The organism is Brevibacillus brevis (genome assembly GCF_031583145.1).
Taxonomy (GTDB): Bacteria; Bacillota; Bacilli; order Brevibacillales; family Brevibacillaceae; genus Brevibacillus; species Brevibacillus brevis_E.
Genome location: NZ_CP134050.1, coordinates 6,037,529 through 6,050,899, shown reverse-complemented (window position 1 = coordinate 6,050,899; position 13,371 = coordinate 6,037,529). Strand labels below are relative to the sequence as shown.

General features: G+C 56.0%; 10 protein-coding genes. 7 read left to right on the top strand and 3 right to left on the bottom strand.

The window, feature by feature from the left end; genetic code table 11:
- Positions 1-97: 97 nt before the first annotated feature.
- Together RGB73_RS29640 and RGB73_RS29635 are read left to right on the top strand one after the other, a co-directional pair.
- Positions 98-2,773 (top strand): YhgE/Pip domain-containing protein, encoded by a 2,676-nt coding sequence (locus RGB73_RS29640; RefSeq protein WP_310767430.1) that lies wholly within the window; start codon positions 98-100, stop codon positions 2,771-2,773.
- 22 nt (positions 2,774-2,795) lie between these two features.
- Positions 2,796-3,035 (top strand): hypothetical protein, encoded by a 240-nt coding sequence (locus tag RGB73_RS29635; RefSeq protein ID WP_310767427.1) that lies wholly within the window; start codon positions 2,796-2,798, stop codon positions 3,033-3,035.
- A 74-nt stretch (positions 3,036-3,109) separates the two neighbouring features.
- On the opposite strand, the gene gdhA is transcribed toward RGB73_RS29635, so the two are convergent.
- The gene (gene gdhA, locus RGB73_RS29630) at positions 3,110-4,492 is read right to left on the bottom strand and encodes an NADP-specific glutamate dehydrogenase (RefSeq protein WP_310767424.1); all 1,383 of its coding nucleotides are present in this window, start codon (positions 4,490-4,492) and stop codon (positions 3,110-3,112) included.
- Between the two features lie 274 nt (positions 4,493-4,766).
- Between gdhA and RGB73_RS29625 the strand changes: the two genes are divergently transcribed.
- The 5 genes from RGB73_RS29625 (at position 4,767) to RGB73_RS29605 (ending at position 10,141) form a co-directional block, all read left to right on the top strand.
- A complete protein-coding gene (locus tag RGB73_RS29625; protein WP_310767422.1) occupies positions 4,767-5,429 on the top strand; it encodes a glycosyltransferase in 663 nt (220 codons plus the stop codon).
- Between the two features lie 173 nt (positions 5,430-5,602).
- Positions 5,603-6,370, top strand: coding sequence for an ABC transporter ATP-binding protein (locus tag RGB73_RS29620; protein WP_310767420.1), 768 nt, complete (start codon positions 5,603-5,605; stop codon positions 6,368-6,370).
- A 12-nt stretch (positions 6,371-6,382) separates the two neighbouring features.
- Complete coding sequence (locus RGB73_RS29615; RefSeq protein WP_310767418.1) at positions 6,383-8,269, top strand: FtsX-like permease family protein; 1,887 nt, start codon at positions 6,383-6,385, stop codon at positions 8,267-8,269.
- A 252-nt stretch (positions 8,270-8,521) separates the two neighbouring features.
- A complete protein-coding gene (locus RGB73_RS29610) occupies positions 8,522-9,583 on the top strand; it encodes a solute carrier family 23 protein (protein WP_310767416.1) in 1,062 nt (353 codons plus the stop codon).
- A gap of 12 nt (positions 9,584-9,595) precedes the next feature.
- The gene (locus RGB73_RS29605; RefSeq protein WP_310767414.1) at positions 9,596-10,141 is read left to right on the top strand and encodes a phosphoribosyltransferase family protein; all 546 of its coding nucleotides are present in this window, start codon (positions 9,596-9,598) and stop codon (positions 10,139-10,141) included.
- A 130-nt stretch (positions 10,142-10,271) separates the two neighbouring features.
- On the opposite strand, the gene RGB73_RS29600 is transcribed toward RGB73_RS29605, so the two are convergent.
- On the bottom strand, positions 10,272-12,059 hold the full coding sequence (locus RGB73_RS29600) for an FTR1 family iron permease (protein ID WP_310767412.1): 1,788 nt from the start codon (positions 12,057-12,059) through the stop codon (positions 10,272-10,274).
- 27 nt (positions 12,060-12,086) lie between these two features.
- Complete coding sequence (gene efeB, locus RGB73_RS29595; protein WP_310767410.1) at positions 12,087-13,370, bottom strand: iron uptake transporter deferrochelatase/peroxidase subunit; 1,284 nt, start codon at positions 13,368-13,370, stop codon at positions 12,087-12,089.
- Position 13,371 lies beyond the last annotated feature (1 nt).

Sequence of the window (13,371 nt, the reverse complement as noted above, 5' to 3'; positions counted from 1 at the left end):
TAATGGGGTATCTTCCGTTTTCTTCCAGTTGCCTTCCTTTTGTGGTAAGCTTTTTGAAACAACGAGGAAGTACATCCTTCTACTAGGTGGTAGCGATATGCGTTCCATATGGGAAATTTACAAAACGGACTGGGTCCGTATTTTCAAGGTGCCGACAGGCGTTTTTCTCATCCTTGCGATCATCCTGCTCCCTTGTCTGTACGATTGGGTCAACATCAAATCCGTCTGGGATCCGTACGCCAATACGGAAGGCGTCAAGGTGGCGGTCACGAGCCAGGACCAGGGAGCGACGGTAGCGGGGAAGTACATCAACATCGGGGATGAATTGCTCCGCAGCTTGCAGCGTAATCAGAAGCTGGGCTGGACGTTTGTGGATGAAGCCGAGGCGGAGCGAGGACTGGACAGGGGCGTGTATTATGCCAGCATCCTCATCCCTCCCGACTTTTCCTCCAAGATGACCGGCATCGTCGAAGGCAGGCTCGACAGGCCCGAAGTCATATACAGCGTCAATGAAAAAGTAAATGCGGTCGCACCCAAGATCACATCATCCGGCGTGACAGCCATCGCCAAGGAAATCAACGAGAGCTTCACGAAAGCTGTCAGCGAGGCTCTCTTGCGGAAGCTGGAGGAGATCGGCGTACAGATCGAAGAGCAGCTGCCGACGATCCGGAAAATCGAGCACGGCATTTTTGATCTGGAAAGCAAGCTGCCGCAAATCCACGCTGCGGGGCAGAAAGTGCTGGAGCTGGAGAAGAAGCTGCCGGAAATCCATCAAAAGGCGCAAATCATACCCGAGCTGGAGCAGCGGATTCCCGAGATCAACCAGGCAGCTCGGCACGTGCTCGCCCTCCAGCAAAACTGGCCGAAAATCAGCGAAGCGATCACGCATATTCTCGCCCTCGAGGACAAATTGCCGCAGATCCACGAGGCTGTCGGTCGCGTTCAGGAGCTGGACCAGCATTTCGACCAGGTCGCGAAGACGGTGGATCTCGCTCTGAGCAAAACGAACAAGGCGCTTGAGGTCGTGACCGCGGCGCAGGACGCTTTGCCGCGGCTGGCGGATATTGCGGAGCAAGGCGCAGACCTCGCCGATCGGCTGAGCGGTTTCCTGACGGCGAACCAAGGCGCGCTGGACACCGTCGCTCCGCTGGTCAAGCAAAGCCTGGCGTTGGCCCAGCAGGCTGCCGATGGCGTCGGGCTGCTCACGGAGCGATTGCTGCAAACCGATCCCAGCAGCTGGCCCTCAGCGGACGAAGTGAGGACGGCGCAGGGCCGTTTGGACAAAGCGGCAGACGCACTGGCGCATATGGGATCGCTGCTCGACCGGATCAACGGCTACATTCCGGACCATCCGTTGGACGCGGTGCTGGACCGGCTGCAGACGGCGCAAGACAGGCTAAGCAGGCAGAGCGAGCTGCTTGGAACGATTTCGCAGGCTTTGGAGAACGGGAAGGCGCCGCTCAAGGAAACGCTCGGGACCGTCCGGCAGCTGGCCGAGGACACGAGCGCCGCCTTGGGCTCGGTTCTTTCCCGGTACGACAGCGAGATCGTCCCACAAATCGCGGCTGGGATGGTGGCGCTTCAGTCGTTGACCGGCACGGCAGCTGACCGCTTGCAGGCCGCCAAGGAAAGAGTGCCGGATCTGGCCGCCATTTTGCGGGATGCGAAAACGGGTCTGGAATTTGGTCAAAGCGAGCTGCTCCGAATCCAGGAGCAAATGCCGCAAATCAGGGCGAGAGTCCACGAGCTGGCGCAAGGGCTTCAAGCCAAGGCGGACGCCTTTGACAAAGCGCTCTCGACGACGGGCCCACTCCTGCGCCGCAGCCTCCCGGAGATCGGCAAAAAGCTGGACGCGGCTGCGGCCTTTATCCGGAACGACTTGCCGGGGGCGGAAAAAGAGCTGTCCCGACTGGCCGATTTCGTGCGCAATCAGCTCCCGCAGGTGGAGTCGGGCGTCCATACCGTCGCAGGGCTGGTGCGGACCGACCTTCCCCAGCTGGAGCGGGCGGTTCGCGAGGCGGCCGACAAGCTGAGGGCCGTGGAGGCAAACAATCAGTTCGCCGCTCTGGCCAAGCTGCTTCGCGGAGATATTCAAAAGGAAAGCGACTTTCTGGCGAGCCCCGTCCAGATCAAGGAAAACCGGAAATACCCGATACCCAATTACGGCTCGGCGATGTCGCCGTTCTATGGCGTCCTGTCGCTGTGGGTAGGATCGACGCTGCTGATTTCCCTGCTCAAGGCGGAAGCGGATAATCCGGAAGGGCGTTACCGGCCGTACCAATTGTATTTGGGGCGATTGGCCACGTTTGTGACGATCGGACTGTTCCAGGCACTGTTCATTACGCTCGGGGACATGTACCTTCTCGGCGCCTACGTGGCTGACAAAGTTCCGTTCGTCCTCTTTGCGATGCTGGTCAGCATGGTGTTTGTCACGATTACGTACACGCTGCTATCCGTATTCGGCAACGTCGGGAAGGGAATAGCGATCGTCTTCATGGTGTTTCAGTTTTCCAGCTCGGGCGGCACGTTTCCGATCAGCATGACGGCTCCTTTTTTCCAGGCGCTCAATCCGTTCATGCCGTTCACGTATGCGATCAGCCTCCTGCGAGAAGGAGTGGGCGGGGTGCTGTGGGAGACGGCTGTGCGGGACATCGTCTGGCTGATCGGATTCATCGGGCTGAGCCTGTTCGTCGCTCTGGTGCTGAAACGCCCGCTTAGCGGGATCATCCGGAAGTCGACGGAGAATGCCAAGAAGACGGGGATTATTGCGTAAAAACGGAGAGGAAGGGATCGAAATGGGGAAATGGATTGGGTATATCGTGCTCGCAATGGTGGTAGGCTACCTCACCCTCCTGATTCATCCTGTCGTGGCTATCCTGGTCGGGTTTGGGATCGTCGCCGGTACGCTGCTGTTCATCGTGGACATCTTGAAAAGGGAGCAGCCCAGAGTCATCGAAGACAGGCTGCGCAAGCATTTTCTGCTCGTCCGAAAGTCTGTGGAAGGCAAAGAACAAGAAAACGGGAAAGTCGTATAACCAACAGAAAGGGCAGCCGCGTGGATGGGCTGCCCTTGTTTTCTGCCATCGGGAGGCTTCATGTCCCCGCGGTTTTAAATAATGCCTTGGACCATCATGGCATCGGCCACTTTCAAAAAGCCGGCGATATTGGACCCGACGACCAGGTTTCCGGGATGGCCGTATTCGCGGGCTGCCTTCATGCTCGATTGGTAGATCGAGGCCATGATTTGGTGCAGCTTGGCATCCACCTCTTCAAAAGTCCAGGACAGCCGCATGCTGTTCTGTGCCATCTCCAGTGCGGAGACAGAGACCCCGCCTGCGTTCGCAGCTTTTCCCGGGCCGAACAGGATGCCATGCTCGAGGAAGACCTCGATGGCCTCGAGGGTAGACGGCATGTTTGCCCCTTCCGCCACGGCCTTTACGCCATTGGCCACCAATGTTTTCGCGGAGCGGTCATCGAGCTCGTTTTGGGTCGCGCATGGCAGTGCGATGTCGCACGGAATCGACCAGATGCCTGCACATCCTTCGTGGTATTCGGCGTGCGGATGCTCCAGCACATAGTCGCGGATTCGTTTGCGCTCCACTTCTTTGAGCCTTTTCACGGTTGCCAGATCGATTCCGCGCCGATCGTAGATGTAGCCGTTGGAATCGCTGCATGCGAGGACGCTGGCTCCCAGCTGCATCGCCTTTTCCATGGCGTAAATCGAGACATTGCCGGAACCGGAGACGACGACAGTCTGCCCTTTCAGGCTCAGACCTTTGTCCTTCAGCATTTCTTCGACGAAGTAAACGACTCCGTAGCCGGTGGCTTCGGTGCGTCCCAGGCTGCCGCCGTACCCGACGCCTTTTCCGGTGAGGACACCTGCTTCGTAGCCGCCGCGAATCCGCTTGTATTGGCCGAACATGTAGCCGATTTCGCGGGCGCCGACACCGATGTCGCCCGCAGGGACATCTACATCAGGCCCGATATATTTGCAAAGTTCTGTCATAAAGCTTTGGGTGAAGCGCATGATTTCGCCGTCCGACTTGCCTTTCGGATCGAAATCGGAGCCGCCCTTTCCGCCGCCGATCGGTTGGCCGGTCAGTGCGTTTTTAAAGATCTGTTCGAAGCCCAAAAATTTGATGATGCTGGCGTTGACGGAGGGATGGAACCGGATGCCTCCCTTGTAAGGGCCGATCGCGCTGCTGTACTGTACCCGAAATCCTCGGTTCACGCGTACCTTCCCTTGATCGTCTACCCAAGGCACCCGAAACGTGATCAGCCTCTCGGGCTCGGAGATTCGCTCCAGGATGCCGCTCTCCATGTACTTTGGATGCTTGGCGAAGACGGGCACCAAGGAATCGAAAATTTCTTTCGCAGCCTGGTGAAACTCGAGCTCACCGGGATTGCGCGCCTGGATGGATTCGTACACTTCCTGCACGTAGGCCTTCGCAATCTGCAGGCGATCCGGCTGCACTTCTTGTAGCATAGCCATTTCTCTCATCTTCTTCCTCATGTTTTTTCTTTGTTCTCTCTCTATTTGTCTCTGGATGCCGCATGCGTTTGGTTTGCTTTGGAGTATTGTATAATCCAGATTGGAACGGAACAATATGGAAATCGCCTTGAATTGATCTTATTTTGAGATAAATGCTGACAGAAAATTCTCCTAAATTTTTTAGCTGTAGGAAAAAGAAGGGTATGGAAACGCCTGGTCTGCCCAAAATAAGGTGGGATCTTTTCAGCGAGACCGAGACGAAGGAGGATCTGTCATGAACGGTACGCCCCACAAGATCTTACAGTGCTTCCTCTGTCTGCTTCTGTACGGTTTGCCCGGGGTAGCAGGGGCGCAGGAAGAAGTGCAGGGAATCGCTTCGCAAGCGGAGAGCGGGAATTCTGCCGCCGCAAAGCTGAAGGAAGATATGCGAAAGCTGTGGACCGACCTGACCGTCTGGACCCGCAGCTACATCGTCAGTGCCGCCGCGGGGCTGGAGGATCAGCGCGATGTAGTGGCCCGGCTTTTGAAAAACCAGGAGGACATCGGCAATGCCTTCAAGCCGTACTACGGGGATGCAGCGGGCAGTCAGTTGACCAAGCTGTTGAACGAGCATTTGCGCATCGCGGAAAAAGTCGTGGAGGCGGCCAAAAACCAGCAGCAGGTGGAGCTGAAGAACCTTTATACGGACTGGTATCAAAATGCGGACGACATCGCCGACCTGCTGAGCAGCCTCAATATGAACTGGACATTGAATGAACTGAGAGATCTGCTCCATGCGCACTTGCAGCAAATGACCGACGTGGTGGATGCGCGGCTGAAAAAGGACGGCAGTGCGGAAATCGCCGCGTTTGACCAGGGAGAAGACAACATCTTGCTGGTGGCGGATACGCTCACCGAAGGGATCGTCAAGCAGTTCCCCCAACAGTTTTCCGAATAGGAGAAGGCGTAGCACAGGCATGGAGCTTCCATGCCTTTTTCCTTTCCTTACCTTACAAAACCGCAAGCTAACTGTAAGGTAGATCAATAGCTCCCCATAAGGAATCCGGGTAAAGTTAATAGCGTTGAATGAATAAAGGTACACGGATTGCATGAGAGAGAGGGGAACAAAACGTGAAAACATCTGTCCTGGAGGTCAGCAACGTACAGAAAATATACGGTTCGAAGGGTGAAAGCCAGTTCCACGCATTGAAAGGAGTATCGCTGAATATTCAAGAGGGAGAGTTCGTAGGCATCATGGGCCCGTCCGGCGCGGGGAAAACGACGCTGCTGCACGTCATCTCGACGCTCGATCGCCCGACGAACGGGACGATTCAAATCGCAGGCACGGAGATCACCAAAATGAATCAAAACCAGCTGGCCGACTTTCGTTCACAAAAGCTCGGATTCATTTTTCAGGATTTCAACCTGCTGGAAAACCTGACCGTGCATGAAAATATTGCGCTGCCGCTCACGCTCCAAGGCGTGCCGTCCTCGGAGATCCAGAAAAAAGTGAAAAAGGTGGCCCAGACATTGGGGATCGAGGACCTTTTAGCGAAATATCCCGTCCAAGTGTCAGGTGGACAAAAGCAACGGGCTGCCGCTGCGCGTGCTCTCGTCCACGAGCCGGCCATATTGCTGGCAGACGAGCCTACCGGCGCACTGGATTCGAAAAACGCCAGAAGCTTGCTGGAAACGATGAGCGACTTGAACGAAAACCATCAAGTCACGATTCTGATGGTGACGCATGACGCTTTTAGCGCGAGCTTCTGCAAGCGGATTTTGTTTATTCAGGACGGGTCGCTGTACAAAGAGATTCATCGCACGGATGACCGTCAAAGCTTTTTCAAACAGATTCTGGATGTACTCGCCGAGCTAGGCGCAGCGCATGACCTGCACTAGGAGGGGACGAGGATGCTATTCAAGCTTTCGCTATCGAGCATGCGCAAGATGATGAAGGACTACCTGATCTTGCTCGTAGGGCTGGTCATTTCCATTTCGATTTTCTACATGTTTCAGACGATGGCGCTGAACGGCCAGTTTACGAAGGATAACTCCATCATCAGCTCCATTCAGCTGGTATTCCATGTGGGCTCGTTCCTGCTGGCGTTTATCACGATCTTCTACATCTTTTACGCCAATTCGTTTCTGCTTTCGCTCCGCCGCAAGGAGCTGGGGATGTACCGGGTATTGGGAGCAAAGAAAGGCAAAATCAGCCGGATTCTATTTATGGAGACGCTGGGGATGGGCGTTTTGTCCTTGGTCGTCGGAAGCATCGTCGGCATCGTGTTGGCCAATGGAATCGGCCAGCTTTTGCTGAAGCAGCTGGAAATTCCGGCGAACGGGTACCAGCCGTTTTACGTACCGGCCTTGATCATGACCGGCGTGTTCTTTCTGGTGCTATTCCTGCTGACGTCTACAATCAACGCCATTCGGCTGTCCAAGGCGACCGAACTGGATCTCATTCGCGCGGAACAGCAGAATGACCGGGTGAAAACGAAAGGGTTTGCCGCCTTCCTGGTTGCGTTGCTGGGGATCCTGCTCGTGGCAGTCGGGTATTACGCGATCGTCCACATGAGGGAGCTGCTGGCCCTGGGCTTCATCGTAGCTGCCGTGGCGACGACGATCGGGACGTACCTCGTGTTCATCGCGCTGCTGCCTTTGTTTGTGCAGATGCTGAAGAAAAATCAGCGATTGAACGACCGGAAATTGAATGCCTTTACGTTTGCCCAGCTCCGCTTCCGGGTCAACAACCTGACGAGAGTGCTCGCGACCGTGGCGATGCTGATCGCACTTGGCGTGGGAGCGATGGCCGGAGGGCTGGCTTTCCAAAACAACGTCAGTCTGATCGCCAATTTGGCCCACGTTTACGATATCACCCTGCAGGACCCGACAACGGAAGATTTGGATGCGATCAAATCGATGAAGGCAGAAGAGCAGTTGATGTACCGATACAAGATGGATGAGCAGACCACCTACTACCTGAAGGACGACTTGCTCGCAAATCCGCCGCTGATCTCCACGAACAGTGTGGAAGCGTACGATCCGGACAGCAAACCGGAGCGCGTCGTCACGCCACTGCCGGCTCTGGTCTACGGGGGAGATTCAAGTGAGAAACAATCGGCAGCTCCCGCCAACGAGCCGATCCCGGAGGACTGGGAGACTGCGATCCGCAACGAGTTTATGGTGAGCTACAGCCTGCAGGGAAACAAACGGACGCAAATTGTCGACAAGACCGTCTACGAAGGGATCCAAGGCAAGGAACATACGCTTTTGCTGGCCAAGGTGGACGATTTCCTCCAGTACAAGCAGCAACTGAAAGCCATGGAACAACGCCAGCTGGAGCGGCTGGCCGCTGTGTCGGATGAGAAAATAGACGAAACGTCCCTGTCCTCCAAATTCAGCATGTACCAGAGCCTGTACGCCTTTACAAGCGGCACGATGTTCATGGGCTTCTTCCTGGGAATTGCGTTTCTGGCGATGATGGCAAGCTGCCTGATGTTTAAAATCTTGTCGGGTGCGAGCAGAGACCGCGAACGGTACAGCATGCTGCGCAAGATCGGCGTACGCAAGTCGCTGCTTGTCGGATCGATCTACAAAGAGCTGTTTCTGGTGTTCGTCTTCCCTGCCCTGATGGGACTCTTGCACGTGCTGGTGGGCATGCAGATGTTCTCGGTCATCCTGCTTGCGCCATATGCAGACATCTGGGTGCCGACAGTGATCTTCGTAGGAATCTACGCTCTGTATTACTACATCACCGTACAGCTTTACCGGGGTATTGTCCTTCCGAAAGAAGCATAAGAGGCGAAAAAGCATGAGTGAGATCCATGGATCTGCGCTCATGCTTTTTTCGTGTTCGGGTAAATTCCATTTACTAGGAAACGTTCGTAAATAGGAAACTGTTTCAATGGGTAACGGGTTAATTCAGGAGATTGATATGTTAAATACGAATGATAAACAATAAAAAATTGAAAAAGATCGGATTCTGTGATACCGTTACCCATGTAAAATCTATCGGATCTATCATCTTTGAGGAAAAGGGGCTTTGAAACAATGGAATGGAAAGATATCATCGCGGCCCTCAGCGTGGTTCTCAATGGGCTGCCGCAAGGGCTTCTGGCTCTGTCTCTCGGCTTCGCTTCCGTTCCGACGGCACTGGCTTTTCTCGTAGGCGCCGCCGGCAATGCGTTGACAGGCTCGGTAGCGGTCGTTTCCTATCAGGCGGAAACGATCACGCTGGCAGGGACGATTGGCAAGAGCATGAAAGAGAGGCTCTCCATGATCTTTGTCGGGGGAATCATCATGACCATCATCGGTCTGTTCGGTTTTCTTGAAAAAATCGTGGACTTCATCGGTCCGGTCATCACGAACGGAATGATGGCAGGGGTCGGGATCATGCTGGCGCGGGTATCGTGGGAGATGGCCCGCAGCAACATGGCAGTCGGGGTCAGCTCAATGGCCTCCGGTCTGCTCACCTATTTCTTGACGAAAGACCTGGTCTACACCGTCACGATCTCGGTCATTTTGTCCAGCGCCGTGTCCTATTTTCTCAAGCAAGGCAGTCCGATCCAGCCAGTGGCCAACGATCGGCTCGTGCTGCAGAAGCTGACGTTCTCGCCTGCCATTCTGCGCGGGGCTATGGCGATGGTTTGCCTCAACATCGGGGCGAACATCGCGTTTGGACAGATCAACGGGGAGATTGCCAAAACGGATGTCAACATCGACACGCTCAGCGTCATCAGCAGTGTAGCTGACATGATTTCCGCGCTGTTCGGCGGTGCGCCGGTCGAAGCGATCATTTCCGCCACGTCGGGGGCTCCGCATCCGGTCGCATCGGGAGTTCTGATGATGGTGCTGATGGCAGCGATCCTGTTTGCGGGCTTGCTGCCGAAGATTGGCCGTTTTATCCCGAGTGAATCGATTTCCGGCTTTTTGTTTGTACTGGGTGCCATCGTTACGGTACCTGGCAATGCTACGGCTGCTTTGACCGGCGGCGACGCTTCTTCCAGCCTGGTAGGCGGCATGACGATGGTCGTAACCGCGATCTCCGACCCGTTCTTCGGGATGCTGGCTGGCTTGCTCATGAGAGTTTTGATTGGTTTATTCGGAATGTAGGAGGGGAACGAAATGAACAAGACCTATACGCTCGAGGTAGCGGGAGTCACTCGTGAATTGCCGATCATGCAAGTAGCGGACGATTTGAGCATCGCGAGCTTCGTCATTCTCGGCGATGCAGAGCTGGTCGCTGCTGCGGCTCCGCTATTGGTGGAAAAGCTCCCTGAGGTGGACGTGCTGATTACGGCGGAGGCCAAAGGAATTCCGCTCGTCTTCGAAATGGCGCGGCTGCTTGGATTGAAGAAGTACTATGTGGCTCGCAAAAGCATCAAGCCGTACATGGATGGGCCTTTGGTGAACGAAGTCGTCTCTATTACCACGCAGAAAAAGCAGATTCTGTGCCTGGACGGAGCGGATGCCAAGGAAATCGCCGGGAAGCGGGTAGCGATTGTCGATGATGTGATCAGTACCGGCCAATCGCTGCAAGCGATCGAGGATCTGGTCGTAAAAGCGGGCGGCAACGTCGTGGCCCGTGCAGCCATCCTGGCAGAGGGAGACGCTTCTGCGCGTACCGACATCTTGTTCCTGCAGGAGCTTCCGTTGTTTCCGCACAAGTGAATTTGGCATGAAGCGGCCTTCAACGGGCGGCAGCTTCCTCGTATAAAGCGAGCATGTTGAACGAAAAAAGTAAACCCGCAGCCTGGCGCATGAATGACTCATGCCAAAGCTGCGGGTTTTTTTGCATGGTTCAGTTGGTTTGCGGCAGCGGCTTGATCGTCCGTTTTCCCGCATTGCGAAGGAAGTTGACGAGGACGACCGCCAGTACGACCAGCTGCGGAATGGTGGTCTCCCAGTTGGCGTAGATGCCGAGCTGCGGCGCGTAAAGCAAGTAATCGGAGCTGTGGGAGGCCAGGCTGCCCGTCACTTGCAGCGAATGGATGCTGGCGCCGATGAATTTGAACGCCATGTAGTAGAGCAGCAGGCTCGCTACCAGGAAGAAGGGCCGGATCGGGATTCGGGCGCTGAGCTTGATGATCGCGAAGGCGATGAGCGCGAGCACCACGAGTGCGCAGCCGATGCCGATAAACAGGTCGGCCATGCGAATGGATGCGGCCATCCCCATGTAAAAGATGATCGTTTCCGCCCCTTCGCGGATGACTGCGAGAAACGCGGTGAAGCTGAGCGACCACAGGGTTCCTTTGGCCAGCGATGTCCCGATCGACTTTTCCACGTAGCGGTTCCACGCTTGCAGGTTGGACTTCCTGTGCAGCCAGGCGCCAATCGTCAGCATAAACAGGACGGCGATAATGCCTGTAATTCCTTCAATGGTCTCCCGGGAACTGCCGGTAGACAGATTGGAGAACACGATGCTGAGCAAAATGGCGAGAGCGGCCGAACATATGATGCCGACGCCGGCTCCGGACCAGATCCATTTGCGCTTGTCTTCATTGCCCGAGCGGTTCAGGAACGTCAGCAGGGAGACGATGATCAAAATGGCCTCCAGACCTTCACGGAACAGGATCACTCCGGCATCCCATGCAGTGTAGGAAGAAGAAGCGGCGAAAGGCTGAAGCTCGCTTTTCAGTTCCTGGATGTAAGCGGAGGCCTTCTCCCAGTTCGGAGGGCTGGACAAGATCAGGGTCGGGATGGATACCATTTTTGCCTCGACGCTGCTGTACGTAGCCGGTGATTTCGTCATGACGACGCCTTCTACGGACGGCCACGTGGAAATAAACGTATCCATTTTTCCCGCTGCGCTGTCGGCCTGCTTGTTTTGGATGTCGACGGCCACGGAATCCAGCAGCTCCAGCAGGGAAGCGATAGACGGCTGATCGCCGGCAGCAGCAGTCGCGTTCGCCGCATTGGCGGCTGCTTTGCCGGAAAGGTAATCTTCCACGGCGGTAATCAGGTCCTGCAGCTTTGCTTTGCTTTTCTCAGGGTCAGGCGGCTGTGTGTTCAGGGCAATCCGTGCGCCGCTGATCTTGACTTCCATATTGCCGTACACCTGGGGATTTTCCGCCCGGACGAGGTTTTCGGCTTTGTACCAGCCGGTGACGAAGCTGTTGTACGCCTTCATGGAGGTTTCGCCATCTCCCGCCGTCGCAGCTTTCAGACTGTCCTGGAGCAGCGGCAGGAGTGCAGAAATTTGCTTGTGCGCTTTTTCTTTTGGCTTGCCGGAATCTTCTTTGGCAGAGACGAATCGGTCGGCTGCCTTTGCGAGCTTGGAAATGGCGGCCGATGCGGCTTCGGGATCGCTGCCTACGCCGTCCAGCGCCTTCCTGGCATCAGCCAAGGCCGCTGTAAGCGACTGGGCTTCTGCAGAAGTCTCGTCGTTTTTTTCCCAGAGTGTCTGCATGCTGGCAACGGCTTTTTTCACTTCGTCCCAGTTTTTGTCCCCGCTGCTGATCAACGCATCGCTGGAGAGCGCGATCATTTGCTTCAGCTCGTCTGCCTGCAGTGGTTCTGCATGGGCAGGCGAAAGTCCCGAGGCGAGAAGCAGGAAGGACATACAGATGATGAGCATGTAGCGTTTCAAGTTGTTTCACTCCATCCCTGTAGGAAATTAAAAGAGGGTGTCCCCGATATATCCGCCTTCACTTGCCCCGGGAAGACAGGCGAAAATGCCGCTGCCGACGTGGGAGATGTACTCGTTCAGCTGATCGGCTGCAGCCAGCTTTTGCTGCATGGGGATGAATTGCTTGCGCGGGTCGCGGTTGAAGCACACGAACAGCAGCCCTGCATCCAACTGTCCCGTTTTCAGATCCATGCCGCTGGAATACGAATAACCGCGGCGCAAAATTTTTACTTTCCCGTCCATATGCGCCAGGGCGACGTGCGAGGTGGCCGGGATGACCGGTTTTCCTTTGCTGTCCTTGCGATCCAGCTCGAGGTCGTCGAATTCATCCGTTTTGCCCAGCGGCGCGCCGGATTCGCGGTGTCTGCCAAATGTGCTCTCCTGATCGGCGAGGGTGGAACGGTCCCACACCTCGATTCGCATGCGGATTCGGCGCATGACCATGTATGAGCCGCCCGCCATCCAGGCCGGATCGTCGGACGACTGCGCCCAGACGATCTCGTCTGCCGTCTTCTCATCGCTTACGTTTGGATTGGCCGTGCCGTCCTTGAAGCCAAGCAGGTTGCGCGGCGTAGAGCCCTTCGGATCGGCCGCGCTGGTACGCTGGAAACCGTCCTGCACCCAGCGGAGCACCGCTTTTCCGCGCCCGATGCGGGCCAAATTGCGCAAAGCGTGGAACGCGACTTGCGGGTCGTTGGCGCAGACCTGCACGACGACATCGCCACCCGTCCATTCCTTTCGAATATCGTCGCTGTTGAAATGCGGCAGATCGACCAGGGGAGCGGGACGCTTGCTCGCCAATCCAAAGCGCTCGTCGAAGAAAGAAGGTCCGAGGCCAAACGTAATCGTCATGCGCATCGCACCGAGTCCCATGCTTTCGCCGGTATCGACCGGGGGCAGAAGGGAGTGGCCGCTCTCGTCTCCGACGCTTTTCCCCGCGGTCAAGCGCGCGGAAGCCTCTGTCCAGCTCTGGAACAGCTTCCGTACGTCATCAAGCGAGGTGGCCGTCAAATCAAAAGCACCCATGCAGATAAAGTCCTGCATAGGCGTAATGATTCCGGCCTGGTGCTTTCCGTAAAAAGGAACAATCCCGTCGGCGGAGTTGGATTCCGCCGATCCGGCCAAATTCGCGGCGGAAGGCTTGGGCTGCATGAGCGCACCCATGCCGCCTGCTCCTACCAACAGACCGAGTCCTCCAACACCAGCCAGCTTCAGCGCGTCCCGTCGAGTCAGTTTCTTGTTGCCAATCGTCTCGAGACGTTTCGTATCCATC